The sequence below is a fragment of the Modestobacter sp. KNN46-3 genome, assembly GCF_011039295.1.
Map to the genome: position 1 here is coordinate 152,048 of NZ_JAAKGN010000001.1, position 21,192 is coordinate 173,239.

General features: G+C 74.7%; 22 protein-coding genes. 15 read left to right on the plus strand and 7 right to left on the minus strand.

The window, feature by feature from the left end; genetic code table 11:
• Positions 1 to 76 precede the first annotated feature (76 nt).
• A complete protein-coding gene (locus tag G5C62_RS00780) occupies positions 77 to 313 on the minus strand; it encodes a hypothetical protein (RefSeq protein WP_164699671.1) in 237 nt (78 codons plus the stop codon).
• Between the two features lie 219 nt (positions 314 to 532).
• On the opposite strand from G5C62_RS00780, the gene G5C62_RS00785 reads away from it, so the two are divergent.
• The 4 genes from G5C62_RS00785 to G5C62_RS00800 are packed head-to-tail and all read left to right on the plus strand — an operon-like array spanning position 533 to position 5,212.
• Positions 533 to 2,494 (plus strand): primary-amine oxidase, encoded by a 1,962-nt coding sequence (locus G5C62_RS00785; RefSeq protein WP_164699670.1) that lies wholly within the window; start codon positions 533 to 535, stop codon positions 2,492 to 2,494.
• Positions 2,487 to 4,058, plus strand: a complete 1,572-nt coding sequence (locus tag G5C62_RS00790; RefSeq protein ID WP_206330411.1) for an APC family permease — start codon at positions 2,487 to 2,489, stop codon at positions 4,056 to 4,058. Before G5C62_RS00785 ends, G5C62_RS00790 begins: the two co-directional genes overlap by 8 nt.
• Positions 4,059 to 4,061: 3 nt before the next feature.
• Entirely contained in the window at positions 4,062 to 4,586 is a 525-nt protein-coding gene (locus tag G5C62_RS00795) for a DUF5134 domain-containing protein (RefSeq protein WP_164699669.1), read from the plus strand.
• Positions 4,587 to 4,612: 26 nt separating this feature from the next.
• On the plus strand, positions 4,613 to 5,212 hold the full coding sequence (locus G5C62_RS00800; protein WP_036336128.1) for a TetR/AcrR family transcriptional regulator: 600 nt from the start codon (positions 4,613 to 4,615) through the stop codon (positions 5,210 to 5,212).
• Positions 5,213 to 5,255: 43 nt separating this feature from the next.
• Here G5C62_RS00800 and G5C62_RS00805 read toward each other — a convergent pair whose 3' ends face one another.
• The 3 genes from G5C62_RS00805 to G5C62_RS00815 form a co-directional block, all read right to left on the minus strand.
• A complete protein-coding gene (locus G5C62_RS00805) occupies positions 5,256 to 6,380 on the minus strand; it encodes an NDMA-dependent alcohol dehydrogenase (RefSeq protein ID WP_036336130.1) in 1,125 nt (374 codons plus the stop codon).
• Between the two features lie 135 nt (positions 6,381 to 6,515).
• Positions 6,516 to 6,836 carry a winged helix-turn-helix domain-containing protein gene (locus G5C62_RS00810; RefSeq protein WP_036336131.1) on the minus strand — a complete coding sequence of 107 codons (321 nt, stop codon included), beginning with the start codon at positions 6,834 to 6,836 and terminating at the stop codon, positions 6,516 to 6,518.
• Positions 6,833 to 7,876 (minus strand): TerC family protein, encoded by a 1,044-nt coding sequence (locus G5C62_RS00815; RefSeq protein WP_164699716.1) that lies wholly within the window; start codon positions 7,874 to 7,876, stop codon positions 6,833 to 6,835. Before G5C62_RS00815 ends, G5C62_RS00810 begins: the two co-directional genes overlap by 4 nt.
• 305 nt (positions 7,877 to 8,181) lie before the next feature.
• Here G5C62_RS00815 and G5C62_RS00820 point away from each other — a divergent pair, with 305 nt between their 5' ends.
• Entirely contained in the window at positions 8,182 to 8,823 is a 642-nt protein-coding gene (locus G5C62_RS00820; RefSeq protein ID WP_164699667.1) for an HPP family protein, read from the plus strand.
• A gap of 327 nt (positions 8,824 to 9,150) precedes the next feature.
• Here the strand turns inward: G5C62_RS00820 and G5C62_RS00825 are convergent, their stop codons facing one another.
• Positions 9,151 to 9,825 carry a universal stress protein gene (locus G5C62_RS00825; RefSeq protein ID WP_164699717.1) on the minus strand — a complete coding sequence of 225 codons (675 nt, stop codon included), beginning with the start codon at positions 9,823 to 9,825 and terminating at the stop codon, positions 9,151 to 9,153.
• Between the two features lie 196 nt (positions 9,826 to 10,021).
• Here G5C62_RS00825 and adhP point away from each other — a divergent pair, with 196 nt between their 5' ends.
• Positions 10,022 to 11,032 (plus strand): alcohol dehydrogenase AdhP, encoded by a 1,011-nt coding sequence (gene adhP / locus G5C62_RS00830; RefSeq protein WP_164699665.1) that lies wholly within the window; start codon positions 10,022 to 10,024, stop codon positions 11,030 to 11,032.
• A gap of 26 nt (positions 11,033 to 11,058) precedes the next feature.
• Here adhP and G5C62_RS00835 read toward each other — a convergent pair whose 3' ends face one another.
• Positions 11,059 to 11,583 (minus strand): DNA-directed RNA polymerase subunit alpha C-terminal domain-containing protein, encoded by a 525-nt coding sequence (locus G5C62_RS00835; protein WP_164699664.1) that lies wholly within the window; start codon positions 11,581 to 11,583, stop codon positions 11,059 to 11,061.
• Positions 11,584 to 11,682: 99 nt separating this feature from the next.
• Between G5C62_RS00835 and G5C62_RS00840 the strand changes: the two genes are divergently transcribed.
• Positions 11,683 to 12,390, plus strand: a complete 708-nt coding sequence (locus G5C62_RS00840) for a bifunctional 2-polyprenyl-6-hydroxyphenol methylase/3-demethylubiquinol 3-O-methyltransferase UbiG (RefSeq protein WP_164699663.1) — start codon at positions 11,683 to 11,685, stop codon at positions 12,388 to 12,390.
• Positions 12,391 to 12,409: 19 nt separating this feature from the next.
• On the opposite strand, the gene G5C62_RS00845 is transcribed toward G5C62_RS00840, so the two are convergent.
• Positions 12,410 to 13,534, minus strand: coding sequence for an NAD(P)/FAD-dependent oxidoreductase (locus G5C62_RS00845; protein ID WP_164699662.1), 1,125 nt, complete (start codon positions 13,532 to 13,534; stop codon positions 12,410 to 12,412).
• A 67-nt stretch (positions 13,535 to 13,601) separates the two neighbouring features.
• On the opposite strand from G5C62_RS00845, the gene G5C62_RS00850 reads away from it, so the two are divergent.
• The 8 genes from G5C62_RS00850 to G5C62_RS00885 all read left to right on the plus strand — a co-directional run bounded on the left by G5C62_RS00850 (position 13,602) and on the right by G5C62_RS00885 (position 21,192).
• Positions 13,602 to 14,774 carry an MFS transporter gene (locus G5C62_RS00850; RefSeq protein WP_164699661.1) on the plus strand — a complete coding sequence of 391 codons (1,173 nt, stop codon included), beginning with the start codon at positions 13,602 to 13,604 and terminating at the stop codon, positions 14,772 to 14,774.
• 43 nt (positions 14,775 to 14,817) lie between these two features.
• Positions 14,818 to 15,576: an alpha/beta fold hydrolase gene (locus G5C62_RS00855; protein ID WP_164699660.1), complete on the plus strand. Its 759-nt coding sequence runs from the start codon at positions 14,818 to 14,820 to the stop codon at positions 15,574 to 15,576.
• Positions 15,573 to 16,925 (plus strand): cytochrome P450, encoded by a 1,353-nt coding sequence (locus G5C62_RS00860; RefSeq protein WP_164699659.1) that lies wholly within the window; start codon positions 15,573 to 15,575, stop codon positions 16,923 to 16,925. Before G5C62_RS00855 ends, G5C62_RS00860 begins: the two co-directional genes overlap by 4 nt.
• A 150-nt stretch (positions 16,926 to 17,075) precedes the next feature.
• Positions 17,076 to 17,606 (plus strand): sigma-70 family RNA polymerase sigma factor, encoded by a 531-nt coding sequence (locus G5C62_RS00865; protein ID WP_241175636.1) that lies wholly within the window; start codon positions 17,076 to 17,078, stop codon positions 17,604 to 17,606.
• Complete coding sequence (locus G5C62_RS00870; protein WP_164699658.1) at positions 17,590 to 18,669, plus strand: hypothetical protein; 1,080 nt, start codon at positions 17,590 to 17,592, stop codon at positions 18,667 to 18,669. The genes G5C62_RS00865 and G5C62_RS00870 overlap by 17 nt, the downstream gene beginning before the upstream one ends.
• A 2-nt stretch (positions 18,670 to 18,671) precedes the next feature.
• A complete protein-coding gene (locus G5C62_RS00875) occupies positions 18,672 to 19,664 on the plus strand; it encodes an ABC transporter ATP-binding protein (RefSeq protein ID WP_164699657.1) in 993 nt (330 codons plus the stop codon).
• The gene (locus tag G5C62_RS00880) at positions 19,661 to 20,515 is read left to right on the plus strand and encodes an ABC transporter permease subunit (RefSeq protein ID WP_036340953.1); all 855 of its coding nucleotides are present in this window, start codon (positions 19,661 to 19,663) and stop codon (positions 20,513 to 20,515) included. The genes G5C62_RS00875 and G5C62_RS00880 overlap by 4 nt, the downstream gene beginning before the upstream one ends.
• Complete coding sequence (locus tag G5C62_RS00885; RefSeq protein ID WP_164699656.1) at positions 20,515 to 21,192, plus strand: M23 family metallopeptidase; 678 nt, start codon at positions 20,515 to 20,517, stop codon at positions 21,190 to 21,192. The genes G5C62_RS00880 and G5C62_RS00885 overlap by 1 nt, the downstream gene beginning before the upstream one ends.

Below are 21,192 nucleotides of genomic sequence, written 5' to 3' on the forward strand. Positions count from 1 at the left end.
CGTCACCGGCGGCGGTGTAGATGAACTTCTCCCCCACCAGGTTGTAGGACATCGTCGTGCCGGTGTCCGGGTCGGTCTAGGTGAACTGCTGGAACTGGCCCGCCACCTCCGCCACCAGGCTCTCCAGGGTCGGGCTCTCGGTGGTGGTGTCGGTGGTGGTGCTGGTGGTGGTGTCAGCCGCCGAGGCCGAGACAGAGGACGTCGCAGCGGCGCTCGCGGTGGACTCCGTGCTGGCTCCGCAGGCCGCCGTCCCGAACAACAGGGAGGCGAGGACTCCGGCGACGAGGAGGCGCTGGGGGCGGGATGTGTTCATGTCAGTGAGCGTGCTGTGGATCTGGTGACCGACTGGGCGCTCCCCATGCTCTCCCTGCGAGCCCGCGCCGGTGTCCGAGGCCACGAGTTGACCTGAACGTCACATGAGGGTCTTCCGTTGAAACGTGACCTGGGGCACTCTGTCCGCCACACCGCGCGGCCACTCCCCTCGCCGCGCACCCCCATTCGTCAACATCCGTAGACGTTCCGAGGTGCAGCCATGACCACCACCCAGCTCCAGCTGACCCATCCCCTGGACCCCGTCCAGCCCGCGGAGATCGAAGAGGTACGGCGGATCACCGCCGCGGCCGGCCTGGTCGCCGACAGCACCCGGTTCGTCTACGTCGGCCTGCAGGAACCGCCCAAGCAGGAGGTGCTGGCGCACCGTCCTGGGCAGCCGGTCACCCGGCGCTTCCGGGTCCTGCTCCTGGACCTGGCGTCACAGGTCTCCCGCGACGTGGTGGTCGACGCGACCGCCGGCGAGGTCGTCTCGGCGGTCGAGCTGGACACCGCCACCTCCGGCCAGCTCCCGGTGCTGGACGAGGAGTTCGAGCTGGTCGAGCAGCTGCTGTCCACCGACGAGCGGTGGCTGGCCGCCCTGGCGGCCCGGGACCTGGACGTCGCCCAGGTCCGGGTGGCCCCGTTGTCGGCCGGCGCCTACGAGGAGTACCCGGACGAGGCGGGGCGCCGGGTCCTGCGCGGGCTGGCGTTCCTGCAGGAGACGCCCACGGACTCGGCCTGGGCACACCCGATCGACGGGCTGGTGGCCTACGTCGACACGATCAACCGGGTCGTCGACCAGGTCATCGACACCGGCGCCGTCCCGGTGCCCGCCGGCTCGGGCAACTACGACGACCCGGCGGTCAGCGGCCCGCCGCGGACCACGCAGAAGCCGATCGAGATCACCCAGCCCCAGGGGTCGAGCCTGACCCTGGAGGGCAACGTGCTCACCTGGGAGAAGTGGTCGCTGCGCGTCGGCTTCGACACCCGCGAGGGCCTCGTGCTGCACCAGATCGGATTCGACGAGGGCACCGGCGTGCGGCCGATCGTCTACCGCGCCTCGATCGCCGAGATGGTCGTCCCCTACGCCGACCCCAACCCGGTGCGCTCCTGGCAGAACTACTTCGACACCGGCGAGTACCTGGTCGGCCGCTACGCCAACGCCCTCGAGCTGGGCTGCGACTGCCTCGGCGACATCACCTACCTGGACGCCGTCATCGCCGACGAGCAGGGCAACCCGCGCACGCTGCCCAACGCGGTGTGCATCCACGAGGAGGACTACGGGATCCTCTGGAAGCACACCGACCTGTGGAGCGGATCGCAGCAGACCCGCCGGCAGCGGCGGCTGGTGGTCTCCTTCTTCACCACCGTGGGCAACTACGACTACGGCTTCTACTGGTACCTCTACCTCGACGGCACCATCGAGTTCGAGGCCAAGGCGACCGGCGTCGTCTTCACCTCCGCGCACGCCGGCGGCGACTACCCCTACGCCTCGCAGATCGCCCCGGGGCTGGGCGCACCGCTGCACCAGCACCTGTTCAGCGCCCGCCTGGACATGACGGTCGACGGCATCGCCAACCGGGTCGACGAGGTGGACGTCGTCCGCCTCCCGATGGGGCCGGACAACCAGCGCGGCAACGCGTTCACCACCTCCTGCACCACCCTGGCCACCGAGTCCGCGGCCCAGCGCGACGCGTCCCCGGCCACCAACCGGGTCTGGCACGTCGTCAACCCCGAGCGGCTCAACCACGTCGGCCAGCCCGTCGGCTACGCCCTGTTCCCGGAGGGCCTGCCGACGCTGCTGTCGGACCCGGACTCCTCGATCGCCCGGCGGGCGGCGTTCGCCACCCGGCACCTGTGGGTGACCCGCTACGACGCCGCCGAGCGGTACGCGGCCGGGGACTTCGTCAACCAGCACAGCGGGGGCTCCGGGCTGCCGGAGTACGCCGCGGCCGACCGGGACATCGACGGCCAGGACCTGGTCGTCTGGCACACCTTCGGGCTCACCCACGTGCCTCGGACGGAGGACTGGCCGATCATGCCCGTCGACTACACCGGCTTCCGGCTCAAGCCGTTCGGCTTCTTCGACCGGAATCCCACCCTCGACGTGCCGGCCTCGACCTCCGCGCACTGCACCGGCGGCGCCAGCTCCTGCTCGGGTGCGGAGGCCTCCGGTGAGTGAGCGCCCGACCACCTCGAACGGCCCGACCGCGCTGACCTCCCCCGACCGGCCGGCCGGGCGGGGCAGCGACGGCGAGCAGCTGAAGTCCGGCCGGCTCGGCGTCCTCGGCATCGTCTTCTTCGTCGTCGCCGCCGCGGCCCCGCTGGTCGGCATGACCGGCGCCGTGCCGGTGGCCATCGCGGCCGGCAACGGCGCCGGCGCCCCGGGCGCCTACGTCGCCGTCGGGATCGTCCTGCTGGTGTTCGCCTCCGCCTTCTCGGCGATGAGCCGGGTGGTGACCAACACCGGCGCGTTCTTCGCCTACGTCGGCCGCGGCCTGGGCCTGTCTGCCGGCGTCGGCTCGGCGTTCGTCTCCGTGTTCGCCTACCTGACCATCCAGCTGGCGGTCTACGGGTTCTTCGGCGGTCTGATGGCCGGGCAGATGGACGCCACCTTCGACATCGACGCCCCCTGGTGGCTGTGGACGCTCGCCGCCTGGGCTCTGGTGCTCGCCCTCTCGCTGGTCAGCGTCGACGTCGGCGCCAAGGTCCTCGGCACGCTCATGGTGCTGGAGCTGCTCAGCCTGGCCGTCGTCGCCGTCGCCGTCATGCTCGAGGGCGGCGGCCCCGACGGGGCGAACCTCGTCGAGTCCTTCGCCCCGCAGAACGTCTTCGTGGGCGGCCTGGCCGGCTCGGCCGGCATCGCGCTGGCGTTCGCGTTCGCCTCCTACATCGGCTTCGAGGCCACCGCCATCTACGGCGAGGAGAGCAAGGACCCCGAGCGCACCGTGCCGCGGGCCACCTACGCCGCGGTCGGGCTGATCACCGTCATCTTCGCGGCGGCCTCCTGGGCCGTGGTGAGCGGACTGGGCACCGACGACGTCGTCGCCCGGGTGCTCGAGGAGTCCTCGGTGGACGGCGTGCCGCTGGCCGACCCGGCAGCGGTGCTGTTCTCCGTCGCCGCCAGCTACGTCGGCGACTGGCTGGCCACGGTGATGAGCTGGCTGGTGCTCTCCAGCCTGTTCGCCGGGCTGCTGGCCTTCCAGAACTGCAGCGCCCGCTACTTCTTCTCCCTCGGCCGGGCCGGGGTCTTCCCCGGGGCGCTGCAGAGCACCAACCGGCACGGCGCCCCCGGCATCGGGGCGATCGTGACCAGCGTCCTCACCGGCGCGGTCATCGTGGTCTTCGCCCTCGCCGGCCTGGACCCGGTGCTCAACCTCTTCTACTGGTCCTCCGGGATGGCGGTCATCTCCGTCGTGCTGGTGGAGATCCTCGTCTGCCTGGCCGTCCTGGTGCACTTCCGCGGGACGGGGCGCGGGGGCCACTGGTGGTCGACGCTGGCCGCACCCGTGCTCGCCGCCCTCGGCCTGGCCACCGGGCTCTACCTGCTGATCGGCCGGTTCGGCCTGCTGGCCGGCACCGTCCCCGAGGGAGTCGACCCCACCGTGACGGCCTGGCAGCTCAGCGCCACCGGCTGGACGCTGGTGCTGCTGCCCTTCGTGCTCTTCCTGGTCGGGCTGGTGGTCGGCGCGGCGCTCTCCCGGGACGCCGACCAGCGCCCGGCGCTGCGCGACGTCGTGGGCTGAGCCGTGACCGCTCATCTGGTGGTCTGCGGCGCGGGTGCGGGACTGGCGATGATCGGGCACTTCCCCCACCGGCCGGGGCTGTGGGTGCCACACGCCCTGGGACTGGCGGCGATGGTGCTGGCCTGGTGGCCCGCCGCCCGGCCGCTGGGCGAGCCGGTGGCGCTGCTCGCCCTGGCGGCCGTCCTGGGGTGGCAGCTGCGCCGGGTGCGGACGCGGTGCGCCCGCTGGTCCGGTGCGGTCGACACCGCGGCCATGGCCGCGCTCATCGCGCTCGCCGGCGTCGACGGCGGGACCGCGGTGGCGGGGGTGCACGGCACACACCACGGGGGCGCCGCGGGCACCCTGCCCTACGCCGTCGCGGTCCTGGTGGTCTGGCTCGCCGTGCGGCACCTGACCCGCGAGGGCGTGCTGCGCGACCGGGCCGGGGACGTCCCGGCGCGGCCGGAGCGTGCCGGGCGGGCACTGGGGGCCCTCCGGTTCTCCGGGGGGCTGGTGATGCTGTCGGGGATGACCGCGATGCTCATCTGAGCACCCCCCGCGTCCCGAGGAGCCCCGTGCCGAAGATCGTCGACCACGCCGCCCGCCGCACCGAGATCATCGAGGCGGTGTGGTCGCTGATCGTCCGCAAGGGTTTCATCGCGGTCACCATGCGGGAGCTGGCCGCGGAGGCCGGGTACGCCAACGGCGCGCTGGCCCGGTACTTCCCGGACAAGGACGCCGTGCTCCGGGCGGCGTTCCAACGGGCGTTCGACGCCACGAACGAGCGGGCCCGTGCCGCGATCGGTGACGGTGGCGGGCTCACCGCGTTCCGGCTGCTGTGCCTGGAGATCATGCCGCTGGACGAGGTCCGGCTCGCCGAGGCCCGGGTGGTCATCGGCTTCTGGGACTACGCCGCCGGCCAGCCGGAGCTGGTGGAGTTCTACGACAGCGCCATGGAGACCTGGCGCGAGGAGATGCGGATGTACCTGGGCCAGGCCCGGGCCGCCGGCGAACTGGCACCGGGCCGGCCGCACGACCGGATCGTCGACGCGGTGCTCGCGCTGACGATGGGGATGCAGATCAACGCCTGCTTCTCCCCCCGCCACAACACCCCGGAACGCCAGACGGCCGTGCTCGAGGACTTCCTCGCCACGATCAGCCGCCCGCCCTCCTGAACTGCGCCGCCCCGGCGAGGAGCTGGGGCGGCGCGGTCCGGCGTCAGTCGAAGACGATGACGCCGCGGATGTTCTTGCCGGCGTGCATGTCCTCGTAGGCCTCGGCGACCTGGTCCAGGGTGTACTCCCTGGTGACCAGCTCGTCGAGCTTCAGCTGACCGGCCTGGTACATGCGCAGCAGGGCGGGGATGTCGTGCCGCGGGTTGGACTCGCCGAACAGCGACCCCTGGAGCCGCTTTTGCATGAGCGTCAGGTCGCCGAGCGCGATGGGCGCGCCGGTGGCGGTGATGTCGCCCAGCCCGGTGAGCACGACGGTGCCGGCCTTGCGGATCGCGGCCAGCGCCTGGGCCACGTGCTCGCCCTGCACCACGCCGATCGTGATGATGACGGCGTCGGCGCCCTGCCCGTTGGTGATCGACCGGGCGTACTCGGTGGCCTCCTCGATGCCGGCGAAGGCGTGCGTGGCGCCGAACTCCTTGGCCTTCTCCTGCTTGAACGGGGCCGGGTCGACCGCGATGACCGTGCTGGCGCCGGCGTGCACCGCACCCTGCAGGGCGTTGGCGCCGATGCCGCCGATGCCCATCACGATCACCGTGGCGCCCGGCTTGAGGTTCGCCGAGCGGACCGCCGAGCCCCAGCCGGTGGGCACCCCGCAGCCCACCAGGGCGGCGGACCTCAGCGGGACGTCCTTGCTGATCTTCACCACCGAGTCGACCGAGGCGGTCGTGTACTCGCTGAAGGTGGAGATGCCGCACTGCTGGCCGACGGGGTTGCCGTCCTCGGTCATCCGGAAGCTGGTCGGGTCCTCGGCCCGGGCGCCGGTGAGCAGGGAGGCACCCAGGTCGCAGAGGTTGCTCTGCCCCTGGGCGCACGGCTCGCAGTGCCCGCAGGCGGGCAGGAACGAGAAGACGACGTGGTCACCGACCTCGTAGCCGGGGGTGTTCGGCCCGACCGCGGTGACCACACCGGCACCCTCGTGGCCGCCGACGTAGGGGTAGACGGCGACCGGCACGTCCCCGGTGGCGACGTGGTCGTCGGAGTGGCACAGCCCGGACGCGGCGAGCTTGACGGTGACCTCGCCCTGGCGTGGGTCGTCGAGCTCGACGGTGGCCGTCTCGTAGGTGCCGGGTGCCTTGCGGACGAGCGAGACGCGGGTGGTGACGGGCACGGGGTGCTCCTCTCCGAGCAGGGACGGTGCGACCGGCCCCGTCCGTGGGCGCGGGGCACCAGCGACCCATCCCGGGGCGGTTCCCGACCGATCGGTCAGGAACACCCGCAGCCTAGGTGGCCGGAGTGGCGCACGTCACTGTCCGGCGGTGTCGGCGGTGGCACCGGACGGCGATGGGCCACCGAAGATGGCCAGCAGTTCGTCCACCTCGTGGGCCGCCGCAGCGGGGTGCCGGAACGGCTGGTGCGGCTGCACGGTGTAGTGCGTGCGGCGGCCGACCCGCGTCCGCCGCACGTACCCGGTGTCCTCCAGGTCGCGGAGGATCGCCAGCGCAGCGCGGGGCGAGATGCCCACCTGCGCGGCGATCTCCGCGACCCGGAGGTCGGGGGCGCCGGCGACGGCCAGCAGGACGTGCCCGTGGTTGGTCAGGAACGTCCACCGCCGCTCACCGGTCATCGCCCGCCGTGCCCCTCTCCCGTCGTGTCCACCCGCTGCCGCCGCCAGGTCGGCTCCAGCGCCGCCGTCTCCTCGGCCGAGGCGACCCGGAAGGGCGCAGCGGCCCCCGATGCCACCGGCGTCCGGCCCTGACCACGCGTCGCCCGCAGGCTGGCCACGACCGAGACGCCGATGATCGTGGCGACGACGGCCAGCGAGATCGTCGTCGGCACGTAGAACAGGTCGACCTTCAGCATCATCTTGACCCCGACCCAGACCAGCACCAGCGCCAGGCCGGCCTTGAGGTACACGAACCGGTGCATCAGGTCGGCGAGCAGGAAGTACATCGCGCGCAGGCCCAGCACGGCGAAGGCGTTGGCGGTGAACACCAGGAACGGCTCGTCGGTGACCGCGAAGATCGCCGGGATCGAGTCGACCGCGAAGACGACGTCGGTGACCTCGATGACGACCAGCACGGCGAGCAGCGGCGTGGCGACCAGTCGCCCGCCGATCCGCACCACGAGGCGCTGGCCGTGGTACGCGTCGGTCATCGGCACGAAGCGGCGGAAGGCGCGCAGCGCCCGCGACCGCTCCGGGTCCAGGTGCTCGTTGCGCTGCCAGGCCATCCGGACGCCGGTGACGAGCAGGAACGCCGCGAAGACGTACAGCACCCAGCTGAAGCTGGCGATGAGCACCGACCCGGCGGCGATGAAGATGCCGCGGAAGACCAGCGCACCGAGGACGCCGAGGAAGAGCACCCGGTGCTGGTACTCCCGGGGCACGGCGAAGTACGTCAGCACGATCGCCCATACGAACACGTCGTCCACGGCAAGCGACTTCTCGCTCAGGTACCCGGCGACGTACTGCTGGCCGTACTCACTCCCCGCCTGCCACCAGACGACGGAGCCGAACGCCACGCCGAGCCCGACCCAGACGGCCGACCAGCCGGCGGCCTCCCGCACGCCGATCACGTGCGCGTTCCGGTGGGCGAAGAGGTCGACGGCGAGCATGACGAGGATGACCGCCAGCACGGCGAGCCAGATCCAGAGGGGGACGTCCACAGGGCACCTTCCGGTCAGGTGCGACCGGAGGTCTCCCCCGCTCCCGGACACCCGCCCAGGAGCCCCATCCCGCCGGGCCACGAGGGCCGTGCTGACGACGAGGTGGCGTTGGGGTACTCCCCTCCACGACGAGGACAAGTGAAGCGGACTTCACCTGTCTCCGCCAGAGCGGAACACCCGGCAGCTGGGCGAGCACGTCCCCGGTCGGGTCCGAGGACCCTGCCGGGACGCCGCCGACGGCTCTACCGTCGGGGGCGCACCGCCGAGGACACGGCCGGCGACACCGCCGACGACGAGGAGGAGCCGTGCAGGTCAGGGACGTGATGACACCCGAGGTGGTCACCGTGGGGCCGGACACCTCGGCGAAGTACGCGGCCGAGGTCATGGCCGAGCGGGGCTTCGCCGCCCTGCCGGTGGTCGGCGAGGACGGCGCCGTGATCGGGATCGTCGCCGAGGCCGACGTCCTCCGGGACCGGCTGCCGCCCGACCCCCGGCTCCACCTCCGCCGGTCGCCCGTGCCCGACACGCCACCGGCCCTGCTCGTGCGCGGGGTGATGACGACGTCGGTCCGCACGGTGCCGGTGACGGCGGACGTGTCCGACGTGGCGCGGCTGTTCGTCGACGCCCGGCTGCGCAGCGTGCCGGTGCTGGACGGGGAGCGGCTGGCGGGCATCGTCAGCCGCCGGGACCTGCTGCGCCCGCTGGCCCGCCCGGACGAGGAGATCCGGGCCGACCTGCTCCGGCTGGTGGAGAGCTACACGCAGGAGACCGGCAGCTGGGCGGTGGAGGTCGCCGAGGGCGTCGCGACCGTCCGGCGGTCCCGCGGCGCCCCGGGGGCCGACGGCGAGCGGGCCACCGTCGAGACCCTCGCCCGGACCGTCCCGGGCGTCGTGGCCGCGCGCGTGCTGCCCGACGACCAGGGACCGGACAGCCGGCCCCCGGGCTGACTGCCCCGCCGCGGCCACGGGTCGAAGGTCCTGGGCAGCCGGGACCCGGGACCCCGGCGCGCACCGCCCTTCCCCCCGGACGAGCCGCACGACGCCGAGCCGATCGGCTCGTCCGTGGGCGCCCGTGGACACCGGGTGCTGCCCGGGCGACTGGACCGGGCCCTGCTCGGGTCGGCGAGCTGGCCATGGTGACCGCGCTGCGCGCTCCCGACGGCGACTCCCGCGACTGGGCGGCCGTGCAGGCGTGGGCCGAGCAGATCGCCGAGAGCTCGCCGGCGCGGTGAGCTCCTCGGCGGTCTCCTCCCCGCCGTCCTGAGGCCGGCTCCGTCAGGAGCGGCGGACCGGGCGCCCGGCCTGGCCGGTGGTCCGGTCGACGGGCTGCCGGCCCACGGCGGCGGGCGGGAACACCACCGGGACGTCGGCCTCGTGCGCCAGCCGCTCGGCGACGCTGCCCAGCAGCCGGCGGGAGAAGCCCCGTGCGCGGCGCCCGAGCACGAGGACGTCGGCGGCCTCGGCCCGGGCGATCTCCAGCAGCACCCGGGCGGGCTGTCCGCAGCCGATCTCCAGCACGGCGCCCTCGGGCAGCCAGCCCGCCCGGTCGGTGAGCAGGTCGTCGGCGGCCCGCCGCCGGGGGTCGTCCGGGAACTCGGCCACGTCGGGGTCGAGCACGCTCACCAGGACGAAGGCCGCCCCACCGCCGGCGAACAGCCGCCCCGCCTCCCGTACCGCCTCGTCCGACTCGGCGGAGCCGTCCACGCCCACGACGACGGTCAGCCGGTCCGGGTCCTCGTTCCGGGGGCTCCCCTCCCCGCGCTCCAGCACCGCGACGTCCCGTCGGGCCCGTTCGGCGGCGATCGGGATGAACAGCGGGCCCAGGACGGCGCCCATCAGGTACCACCCCCAGTGGCGGTGGCCCTGCCGGGCGAGCAGCACCATCACGGCGGCGAGCCCGGCCAGGACCCAGAGGGCGATGACGACGGCGACGTAGGCGACGGTCTCCACGAGCGCTCCGTTCCACTGCGACGAGTCGGGCCGGACGGCGGCGGTGCGCTGCCGCCCGCGCCTCCAGGCTCCCCGCCCCGGGCACCCGGCACAGGGGGCCCTCGTCCTGCCCGCCTGGGACGTTGGCCCCTGCCGGCCCGCGCCCAGCACCGAGATCGTCGACGCCGACACCCCCGTCGTCGAAACGGAGATCACCATGAAGGCCGCCGTCGTCACCGAGCTCGGTGCCCCCCTCCAGGTCCGGGACGTGCCCGTCCCCCAGCCGGGGCCAGGTCAGGTGCTGGTCCGGATGGAGGCCAGCGGCCTGTGCCACACCGACATCCACGCCGCGCGCGGCGACTGGCCGGTCAAGCCGACTCCCCCGTTCGTCCCCGGGCACGAGGGCATCGGCGTCGTCGAGGAGCTCGGCGAGGGCGTGACCGCACGGGCGGTCGGTGACCGGGTGGCGATCGCCTGGCTGGGCTCCGCCTGCGGGCAGTGCCGGCACTGCATCGGCGGCTGGGAGACCCTGTGCGAGTCCCAGCAGAACTCCGGCTACTCCGTCGACGGGGCCCTGGCCGAGTACGCCGTCGTCGCCGCCGACTTCGCCACCCCGGTCCCCGAGGGCGTCTCCAGCTCCGACGCCGCCCCGCTGAGCTGCGCCGGGGTCACCACCTACAAGGCGATCAAGGTGGCCGGCGTGGCCCCGGCCGAGACCGTGGCCGTGTTCGGCATCGGCGGGCTCGGGCACCTGGCCCTGCAGTACGCCCGCATCGCCGGCGGCTTCGTCGTCGCCGTCGACGTCCAGGACGACAAGCTCCAGATGGCCCGCGAGCTCGGCGCCGACGAGGTGGTCAACGCGGCCACCACCGACCCGGTCGCCGCGATCCAGGCCCTCGGCGGCGCCGACGTCGCGGTGGCACTCGCCGCCTCACCGGCGTCGTTCGACCAGGCCTACCGGTCGCTGCGCCGCGGCGGCCGGCTGGTCTGCGTGGCCCTGCCCGCCGACGGCACGATGCAGCTGCCGATCTTCGACACCGTGCTGTCCGGCAAGTCCGTGATCGGCTCGATCGTCGGCACCCGCAACGACCTCACCGACGTCTTCGCCCTGCACGCCGCCGGCCGCACGAAGGTGATCACGGTCGACCGCAAGCTCGACGACGTCAACGAGGCGATGGCCGACGTGCTCGCCGGACACGTCCCCGCCCGCATCGTGTTCCAGTTCTGACCGCCGCGGGCCGCGTCGGGTGCCGCTCAGTCGCCGAGCAGCCGGCGCAGCGACGTCCGGACCGACCACCGGGCCACCCGCAGCGGGACACCCACCGCAGCGATCGCCAGGTGTGCACCCCACCGCAGCAGGTCGCGGTACTCCGCCGGAGGCGCATGCCCCACCGGTGCATGCCGGGGGGCAGGCGCGGGCTCGGCTGCGGGTGCAGCCGGCGGTGGCGCGGGGGCGAGCACGTCGAACGCGGTGCGCCGCCGCGGGTCCCGGAGCGAGTCGAACGACGGGATCGCCGGGGCATCCGGCGACTCCTCCTCGACCGGCTCCGGCTCCGTGGCTCCCGCGGAGCCGGTGGTCGGCTCGGGCACCACGGCGCGGATCGCGGCGAGCGACCCCGGGCCCAGGCCGGCGATCCCGGCCAGCTCGGCCCGGGTGAGCGCCGCGAGCTCGGCCACGCTGTCGACCCCCGCGCGGTTCAGCACGGTCACCGTCCGCGGCGGCAGGCCCAGCTCGCGGAGGGTCGCTCCGGGCACACCGCTCGGCGTCCTGTTCGACATGGGGCCAACGTAACGCCGCCGGGCGCCACCTGGACGCGCGCCCCGGCCCGCCGACGACGTCGGATCGCCGTCCGGGCCGACTCCTGCCACCCTGACCGCGTGACCGGGGTCGAGCGCAAGACCATCCAGCGGACAGCGAGCGACCGGTCCTACGCCGGCCACTCCGTGCACGCCGCACCAGGTGTCCACGAGTACGCGGTGACCCTGGTGCAGGCCGCGCTCCCGCAGGGCGGCCGGGTGCTGGAGGTCGGGGCCGGTTGCGGTGCGCTGGCGATGCGGCTGAAGGATGCCGGCTTCGACGTGGTGCCGACCGACCTAGAACCGCCGCACGACTGGATCACCCGGCTGGACCTGGACCACCCGGAGCTGACCGAGGAGACCCGGGGCCCCTTCGACATCGTCGTCTGCGTCGAGACGCTGGAGCACGTGGAGAACCCGCGGCAGGTGCTCCGGTCGATCCGGTCGATGCTGCGGGTCGGGGACCGGCTGCTGGTCAGCACCCCGAACGTCACCCACCCGCACTCGCTGCTGAAGACGGTGCTGCGGGGCGCCCCCGTGTTCTTCGGACCGGGGCACTACTACCAGCCCGGGCACATCACGCTGCTCCCCGACTGGATGCTGACCGAACACGTCCGACAGGCCGGGTTCGACCAGCTGGAGGTCCGGACCGCCGGCTCGATGGACTACTCCGGCCTGCGCCGTCTGGTCCACCGGGTGGAGCTCCGGCTGCTCCGGCTCGTCGGGCTGCGGGCACACGCCGCGGACGGCGAGGGGATCTGCGTGTTCGTCAGCGCCGTCGCGGTCTGAGCACCTGGAGCCGGGCAGGTCAGCCGGGCGCGGGGAAGGACCGGTCGCCGAAGAGGATGCGCCGCGCTGCCGCCTGCCCCAGCGGGGTGCGCAGCGCGGTGAAGGCCGCGGTCGCCATGGCCGGCGTGCGCACCTGGGCCAGCCCCCGGCGCAGCAGCAGCCGCCCGCGGAAGCTGCTGCGCAGCGCCGCGCCGTCGTACCGGTCGAGCGCCTCGGGCCGCCCGGTCCGCAGGGCCTCGTCCAGCACGTCGGCGGCGTGCTCGGACAGTCGCAGGCAGGGGTCGAGGCCGCCGGCGGTGAGCGGGGAGACCGCGCCCGCGGCGTCCCCCACGAGCAGCCCGTCGGTGCAGCCGATCCGGCGCAGCAGTCCGCCGACCGGGATCGGGCCCCCGCGCAGTTCGACGTCGTCCGGCCGCGACACCCCGGACAGGCCGGGGGCGCGGGCGCCGAACCGCTGCACGGCCCGGCGGAGGCCGTCGGGGAAGCGGTCGGCGTAGCCGGCCACCCCCACGTGGGCGTGCTGCCCGTCGTTGACCACCCAGGCCAGGTATCCGGGCGCCAGGGAGGGGTCGAGCACGCAGTGGAAGGCAGGCGGCCCCGCGCTGCCGGGCACGGCGAAGACCTCCTCCGCGCCGACCAGCAGGTGCCGGTTGCGGTCCAGGCCCAGGTCCCGCGCGACCCGGGAGCGGGCTCCGTCGGCACCGACCACGAACCGGGCGCGCACCCGGACCGGGCCGTCCGGGCCGGTCAGCAGCGAGTGGTCCGCTGTCCGACCGGAGTACCGCGTGCCGAGCGCCAGCCGCACGCCGGCGTCGGTCGCGGCGCGGGCGGCGGCCCGGTACAGCCCGCCCATGTCGCCCACCCGGTACTCGTCGCGGCCGCTGTCCAGCGTCACCGGGCGGCGCAGTGACGGCGGGTGGAGCACCACCCGCCGGATCGGTGGCCCGAGGCAGTCGGGCGGCAGCGGGAAGTCGTCGAGGGTCTTGCGGACGAAGATCCCGGTCGTCCGGATCGCGCCGCTGAGGCCGGGACGACGTTCGGCCAGCAGCACGTCGTGGCCGCGCCGGGCGAGCAGGGTGGCGGCGTGCAGCCCGGCCAGCCCGGCGCCGACGACCAGCACGTCCGCGCACTCCTCGGGCTCCATGGATCGATCCTCGATCCTCAGCTATCGAAAGTCAATCGACTCGCCGCCTCCCGGTAGCGTCCCGGGGATGCCGGCGGCCACGCTCCAGCGGGACCCTGCGCGGCGGAAGCTCGACGCGCTCACCTTCGGGCTGTTCACCGTCGCCCTGGGCACCAACATCCCCACGCCGCTGCTGCTGGTCTACCGGCGCACGCTGGACCTCTCCGACGCCGACGTCACCGCCGTCTTCGGCTGCTACGCGATCGGCCTGATCGCCGCGCTGACCCTGTCCGGGCCCGCCTCGGACCGGTTCGGCCGGCGGGCCCTGGTCCTGCCGTTCGCCGTGCTGGCCGGCCTGGTCTCCCTGCTCTTCCTGCCTGCCGTCGACCACCTGCCGCTGCTCTACGCCGGGCGGCTGCTGCAGGGCGTCGTCTCCGGGGTGGTCTTCTCCGTGGCCAACGCCTGGCTGCAGGAGCTGGCCGGCCCGGACGGTCAGCAGTCGGCGGCCACCCGGGGCGCGGTGTCCACGTCGCTGGGCTTCGCCGTCGCACCGGCGATGAGCGGGCTGCTCGCCCAGTACGGCCCGGCCCCGACCACGCTGCCGTACCTGGTGCACGTCGCCGTCCTGGTCGTCGGGCTGGGTGCGCTGGCCACCGTGCCGGAGACCGTGCAGGCCCGCCACGGCGGCAAGCTGATGACGCTGGGCCTGCCCCCGGAGGCCCGCCGCCCCTTCTGGGCGGCGCTGGCACCCACCGCCGTCGGGGTGTTCGCGTTCCCGACGATCGCAGCGACGCTGCTGCCGCTGCTGGTGGTCCCCGACGGGGTGGGCGTCGCCTACGCCGGGCTGGTCGCGGGGCTGGCGCTGGGCGCCAGTGCGGTCGCCGCCCGGCTCGGCCGGCGCGCGGCACGGGGTGCGGCACCGCTGGGGATGGTGCTCGCCGCGGTCGGGCACGCCCTCGGCGTCGCGGCGATCGTCACCGGTTCCGAGGCGCTGCTGCTCCCCTCGGCGGCGCTGCTCGGCGGTGCGGGTGGGCTCTGCCTCACCGCGGGGCTGACCCTCACTGCCCGGCTGGCGCCTCCGCAGGCCCGGGGCGCCATGAACAGCGCCTTCTACGCGTTCGCCTACGCCGGGTTCGGCACCCCGCTGCTGCTGGCCTGGCTGGGCTCGACCTTCGGCACGGTGCCGGCGATGACCGCCTTCCTCGCCGTCCCGGTAGCGCTGGCCGGCTGGCTGTGGCTGGAGCTCCGGCGCCGGGGCTGAGGGGCCCTTGCCTCCCCACCGTGTGGCCCACGACACTCCCGGGATGGCGAACGCACCGCTCGTGGTCGGCACCGGCCCCCGGAAGGTCCTGGCACTGCACGGCTGGTTCGGCTCGGCGACCGGGTGGGGGCCGTTCGCCGACCTGATCGACGAGGAGCGGTACAGCGTCCTGTTCCTCGACTACCGCGGGTACGGCGCGCGCCGCGCGGAGGACGGCGAGCACACGCTGGCCGAGATCTCCGCCGACGCCCTGGCCGCCGTCGACGCGCAGGGGTGGTCGTCGTTCACCGTCCTGGGGCACTCGATGGGCGGCAGTGCGATGCAGCGGGTGCTCGTCGACGCCGGCGGCCGGGTCACCGGCCTGATCGGGGTGAGCCCGGTCCCCTCCACCGGCGTCCCCTTCGACGAGCAGGCCGAGCAGCTCTTCCGCGGCGCCGCGGGCGACCGGGGCAACCGGTACGCGATCCTCGACCTCACCACCGGCGGCCGGCTGAGCCGCACCTGGCTCGACCGCATGGTGCAGATCTCCTTCGACCAGTCCGACCCCGCCGCCTTCGGCGCGTACCTGGACGCCTGGGCGGGCACCGACTTCTCCGCCGAGGTGCAGGGCGACCCGGTGCCGGTCCGGGTCGTGGTGGGCGAGCACGACCCGGCGCTCAGCGCCGCGGTGATGGAGCAGACCTTCCTGCAGCAGTACCCCAACGCCTCCCTGGAGGTGCTGACCAACGCCGGCCACTACGCGATGTTCGAGACGCCCGTGGCGCTGCTGACCACCGTGGAGCGCTTCCTGGACGACCTGTGACCGCGCCGCAGGAGACCGCCCCCCTCCTGGACCCGGCCACCTACGAGACGGGCCCACCGCTGGCGGAGCTGGCCCGGCTGCGCGCGGCGGGCCCGGTCGCCTGGGTCGACGAGCCGGCCGGTCCCGGCTGCTGGCTGGTCCTCCGGCACGCCGAGGTCGAGCGGGTGCTCAAGGACCCCGCCACCTTCTCCTCCTGGCTCGGGGCCACCCAGGTCCAGGACGCCGGAGACCTGCCCTGGGTCCGCCGGATGATGCTCAACATGGACCCGCCGGACCACTCCCGGCTGCGCCGCCTGCTGACCCGGTCGTTCACCCCGCGCGCGGTGGCCGCGCTCACCGCCTCGATCGAGGCCACCGCGGCCGCACTGGTCGACCGGATGGTCGACGGTGCCGACGATGGCATGGTCGCCGGTGCCAGCGAGGGCATGGTCGCCGGTGCCAGCGAGGGCCGCTGCGACTTCGCCAAGGACGTCGCCGCCGACCTGCCGCTGGTCACCCTCGCCGACGTGCTCGGGGTCCCGGCCGAGGACCGCCGGCTGATGTTCGACTGGTCGAACCGGGTGATCGGCTGGCAGGACCCCGACTACGCCTCCTCGGCGGCGTTCGACGCCAGCACCGGCACGGCCATGGCCCGGCAGGCGGTGGCGCTGCGCCCGGTGCCCGACGCCGACGGGCGGCTGCCCGACCCGCGCACCCGCGCCGGCATGCCGGACCTCTACGCCTACGCGCGGCTGCTCGCCGAGGAGAAGCGCCGCACGCCCGGTCGGGACGTCATGTCGATCCTGCTGGCCCAGACCGACGGGGACGACCCGCCGGTCAGCGACGCCGAGTTCGAGAAAATGTTCTGGCTGTTCGCGGTGGCCGGCAACGAGACGCTGCGCAACGGGCTGCCCGGCGGGCTGATCGCGCTGCTCTCCCACCCCGAGGCGATGGCCCAGCTGCGCGCCGACCCGGGGCTGCTGCCCGGAGCGGTCGAGGAGATGCTGCGCTGGTGGACGCCGGTGATGGTGTTCCGCCGGACCGCGACCCGCGACGTGACCATCGGTGACGCCCGGGTGCGGGCCGGGGACAAGGTGGTCGTCTCCTTCACCTCGGCCAACCGGGACGAGCGGGTGTTCGCCGAGCCGGAGCGCTTCGACGTCCGCCGGGCGCCCAACCCGCAGCTGTCCTTCGGTCACGGGCCGCACTTCTGCCTGGGCGCCCAGCTGGCCCGGGTGCAGATGCGCGCGCTGTTCGCCGAGCTGCTGCGGCGCACCAGCGTGCTGGAGCTCGACGGGCCGCCGGCGCTGCTGCGGTCGAGCTTCCAGCGCGGGGTGAAGCGGCTGCCGATCCGCTGGGTCGCCGCCTGAGCCGGGCAGACTCGCGGCGACCGGGTGTCACATCTGCGCTCGCGGCGGTGCTGTAGGGGCATGGACCTCGTTCGGCACGGAGCCCCGGCGGCGGTACGGCTGCCGATGCCGGGGCGCACAGCGGATCGGGTCGAGAGGGAGGACAGGACGGTGGCGGGTGCCGTGACGGGTGCCGTGTCCGGTGCCGTGCGGTCCGACCTCGGCGAGGTGTTCCGGCGCGACTACCCGCAGGTCGTGGCCGTGGCCGCCCGGGTGCTCGGCTCCCGGGACGAGGCCGAGGACGTCGCCCAGGAGGTCTTCCTGGCCTTCGGCCGGTCCACCGTGCCGGCCGCCGAGGCGCCCGGCTGGTTGTCCGTCGCCGCCGTCCACACCGCGCTCAACCTGATCCGTTCCGGGCGGCGCCGCGCGTCCCGGGAGGAGACCGTGCACCGCCTCGGCGACGTCACCACCCCCGACGTCGCCGAGGCGGTGCTCACCCGCGAGGACCGCAGCCGCGTCCGGGCCGCGCTCGGCGGGCTGCCCCGCAAGCAGGCCGTGGTCCTCGTGCTCCGGCACAGCGGCCTCAGCTACGCCGAGGTCGCCGCGGCACTCGACATGTCCCCCGGCAGCGTCGGCACCACCGTCCGACGCGCCGAATCCGCACTGCGCAAGGAGCTGACCCGTCATGCGTCATCCGACTGAAGGCACGCTGCGCCGCCTGCTCGACGAGCCGGCCGGCGTCCCCGACCCCGACCGGGCGCACGTCGCCGGGTGCCCGCAGTGCCTGGCGGCGCTGGCCGCCACCCGCCGGGACGCCGACCTCGTCGGCGCCGCGCTGGCGACCGAGGGCAGCCCCGACGTCGACGCCGGCTGGCGGCGGCTCACCGCGGCCCTGCCCGCCGCCGCGCCGGCCGCCCGGCCGGAGCGCGTCCGGCCGAGCCGGTCGCGCGGGTTCCTGCGCCGGCCGGCCGCCGCGGTGCTCGCGGTCGGCGTCGTCCTGGCCGGTGCCGGGACGGCGGCCGCCAACGACTGGCTGCAGGTCTTCCGCACCGAGGAGATCGCCCCGCTGAGCCTCACCACCGACGACCTGGTCGCGCTGCCGGACCTGAGCGCCTACGGCGACGTCGAGCTCACCGGCGACCCGGACGTGCACGAGGTCCCCGACGCGGCCACCGCCGCGGAGGAGTCCGAGCTGGACGTGCCCGAGGTGGCCGATCTGCCCCGCGGCGTCGCCGGCGAGCCGACGATCTCGGTGGGCGGCCAGCTCAGCGCCACCTTCACCTACTCGGCCGACCGCGCCGCGCAGGCCGCCGCCGCGGCCGGCGAGGTGCTGCCCCCGCCGCCGCCCGGCCTGGACGGCAGCTCGGTGCGGCTGGTCGCCGGGCCGGGCGTCGCCCAGGTCTGGTCCTCCGAGTCCGGGCTCCCCGCTCTCGTCGTGGGCCGCGCCGTCGCCCCGTCGGCGTACTCCTCCGGCATCCCGTTCGAGACGGTCCGCGACCACCTGCTGTCGCTGCCCGGCCTGCCCGACGACGTCGCGGCGCAGCTGCGGAGCTTCACCGGCGACGGCTCGACCCTCCCGCTGCCCGTGCCCGCCGAGCTGGCCACCAGCTCGACGGCGGAGGTCGACGGCGAGGAGGCCACGGTGCTGACCGGCAACGACGGCGCGATGGCGGCCGTGGTCTGGGTCTCCGACGGCGTGGTGACCGCGGTGGCCGGTTCGCTGGACACCGAGGAGCTGCTGTCCGTGGCGCGGGACCTGCGCTGAGCATGAGCACCGTGGACAGTGGTGCCGGGGTGCAGGCCGCCGCCGACCTGGTGGCCGGCCTGCCCCCGGCACCGGCGGCCTGGGGCACCGGGCTGCGCAAGCAGTACCGCAGGCACCTGGCCGTCGAGGACGTGTCGCTGCAGGTGGGCCGGGGCGAGATCGTCGGGCTGCTCGGGCCCAACGGCGCCGGCAAGACCACCGTGATCAAGATGCTGCTCGGCCTGGTCCGCCCGGACGCCGGCGAGGCGATGCTGCTCGGGCAGCGCTCCGCCGACCCGGCCGCCCGCGCCCGGGTCGGCTACCTGCCCGAGCTCTTCCGCTACCAGCCCTGGCTGACCGCGGCCGAGGTGCTGGCGCTGCACGCCCGGCTCTCCGGCGCCGGGGTGCCCGCCGCCGAGCAGCGCGACTGCCTGGCGCTCGTCGGGCTGTGCGGCCGGGGCGACGACCGGGTGGGCGGGTTCTCCAAGGGCATGCAGCAGCGGCTGGGGCTGGCGGTCGCGCTGGTCGGCCGGCCGGAGTTCGTGGTGCTGGACGAGCCGACCAGCGCCCTGGACCCGCTGGGCCGCGCCGACGTGCGCGACATCGTGCTCGAGCTGCGGTCCCGTGGGGTCGCGGTGCTGCTCAACTCGCACCTGATCGGTGAGGTCGAGCGGGTCTGCGACCGGGTCGTCGTCCTGGACCGCGGCCGGGTCGCCGCCTCCGGCACGCTTGCCGAGCTGCTCGGCCAGCGGGAGGTGCGGCTGCACCTGACCGACCTTTCCCCCGCCGCGCAGCAGCGGCTCGCCGCCCTCGGCCGGGTCGACCGGGAGGGCGAGTGGTCCACCGTCGCGCTGTCCGCCGACGACGACGGGACGGCGGTGCCCGACCTGGTGCGTGACCTGGTCTCCCTCGGGGCGCTGGTGCACGCGGTGGAGCCGGTGCGGATCAGCCTGGAGGAGCGGCTGCTCGGCATCCTGCGGGACGGCGCCGCGAGCCGTGCGGCGGGCCCGTCGTGAGCACGGCCCGGACGGTGCTGACCATCGCCGCGCTCACCCTGCGCGAGGCCTCCCGCCGGCGGGTGCTGCTCGCGCTCGTCGCGCTGACCGTCGGGCTGCTCGGGCTGAGCAGCTGGGGCTTCTCCCGGCTGGCGGCCGAGTCGCTGACCAGCGGTGAGGCCCGGCTGACCGCGTCCATCCTGCTGAACCTGGTGATGTTCGGCTACAGCCTGGTCGCCGCGCTGGGCACCGCCTTCCTGGCCGGCCCGACGCTGTCCGGGGAGACCGAGTCCGGCATCGCGCTGTCCATGCTCGCCCGGCCGATCCGTCGCTCGGCGTTCCTGCTGGGCAAGTGGCTGGGGCTGGTCGCGTTCGGCAGCGGCTTCGTCGCCCTGGCCGGGCTGGCCCAGATCGTCGTCGTCCGGGTGACCGTCGACTACTGGCCGCCGGCGCCGGCGACCGCGCTGGCCCTGCTCGCCGCCCAGACCGTGGTGCTGCTGACCCTCACGGTGCTGCTCGCGACCGTCATCTCGCCGATGGCCTCGGGTGTGGTGGCGGTCGGCCTGTTCTGCACGACCTGGGTGGCCGGGGTGGTGGGCGCGATCGGCGAGGCCCTGGGCAACGACGCCGTCGGTCGGGTCGGGAGCGTGTCGCGGGTGCTGCTGCCCACCGACGGGCTTTGGCGCGGGGCGATGAACGCCTTCCAGGACCCGTCGGCGATCGTCCAGTTCGGCGGGGCCGACGAGGGCGCCGGGGCCTTCCCGTTCCTCAGCACGGCGCCGCTGACCCTCACCTACCTGGGCTGGGCGGTGCTGTGGGTGGCGATGGTGTGGGCGCTGGCCGCGATGTCCTTCGTCCGCCGCGACCTCTGATGGCCGACCCCGGCGCGGTCGTGCTCCAGTTGCCGTTCCGGGGCACCTGGCGGGTGGAGAACAGCCCGGCGCGGCGGGTGCCGAGCCACGGCACGCACCTGTTCGCCACCACGTACGCCATCGACTTCACCGCCGTGCGGGGACGCCGGACGGCGACCACCCGGGACTGGCGGTCGCTGCTGGGCACCGAGCCGGTGGACCGGTTCGTCGGCTTCGGGCAGCCGGTGCTGGCCCCGGCGGCCGGGCGGGTGGTGTCGGTGCACGACGGCGAGCCGGACGGCGTGGCGCGCCGCTCGCAGGCCGCCCGGGTGCCCTACGCCCTCACCCAGGCGAGCCGGGCCCGCGGCGGCGCCGGCGCCCTGGCCGGCAACCACGTGGTGCTCGAGCTCGAACCCGGGGGCGCCCACGTCGTGCTGGCCCACCTGCGCGAGGGGTCGCTGCGGGCGCGCCCCGGCGACCTGGTGACGGCCGGCCAGCCGCTGGCCGAGTGCGGCAACTCGGGGAACTCCACCCAGCCGCACGTGCACGTCCAGGCGATGGACTCCGCCGACCCGTTCACCGCCCGCGGGCTGCCGCTGGCCTTCCGCGGCCACCGGTCCTGGCCCCGTGACGGGGGCCCGCCGGTCGTCGTCCCGCTGGGCGTCCCCGCGGAGGGCGCGGTCGTCGAGCCGGTGTGA

What these genes read in the sequence shown, in the direction of transcription:
- adhP (WP_164699665.1), top strand. Translation starts at nt 10,022, where the DNA reads ATGAAGGCCGCCGTCGTCACCGAGCTCGGTGCCCCCCTCCAGGTCCGG.
- G5C62_RS00870 (WP_164699658.1), top strand. Translation starts at nt 17,590, where the DNA reads ATGCGTCATCCGACTGAAGGCACGCTGCGCCGCCTGCTCGACGAGCCG.
- G5C62_RS00810 (WP_036336131.1), bottom strand. Translation starts at nt 6,836, where the DNA reads ATGACCGGTGAGCGGCGGTGGACGTTCCTGACCAACCACGGGCACGTC.
- G5C62_RS00785 (WP_164699670.1), top strand. Translation starts at nt 533, where the DNA reads ATGACCACCACCCAGCTCCAGCTGACCCATCCCCTGGACCCCGTCCAG.
- G5C62_RS00780 (WP_164699671.1), bottom strand. Translation starts at nt 313, where the DNA reads ATGAACACATCCCGCCCCCAGCGCCTCCTCGTCGCCGGAGTCCTCGCC.
- G5C62_RS00835 (WP_164699664.1), bottom strand. Translation starts at nt 11,583, where the DNA reads ATGTCGAACAGGACGCCGAGCGGTGTGCCCGGAGCGACCCTCCGCGAG.
- G5C62_RS00875 (WP_164699657.1), top strand. Translation starts at nt 18,672, where the DNA reads ATGAGCACCGTGGACAGTGGTGCCGGGGTGCAGGCCGCCGCCGACCTG.
- G5C62_RS00855 (WP_164699660.1), top strand. Translation starts at nt 14,818, where the DNA reads ATGGCGAACGCACCGCTCGTGGTCGGCACCGGCCCCCGGAAGGTCCTG.
- G5C62_RS00845 (WP_164699662.1), bottom strand. Translation starts at nt 13,534, where the DNA reads ATGGAGCCCGAGGAGTGCGCGGACGTGCTGGTCGTCGGCGCCGGGCTG.
- G5C62_RS00885 (WP_164699656.1), top strand. Translation starts at nt 20,515, where the DNA reads ATGGCCGACCCCGGCGCGGTCGTGCTCCAGTTGCCGTTCCGGGGCACC.
- G5C62_RS00850 (WP_164699661.1), top strand. Translation starts at nt 13,602, where the DNA reads ATGCCGGCGGCCACGCTCCAGCGGGACCCTGCGCGGCGGAAGCTCGAC.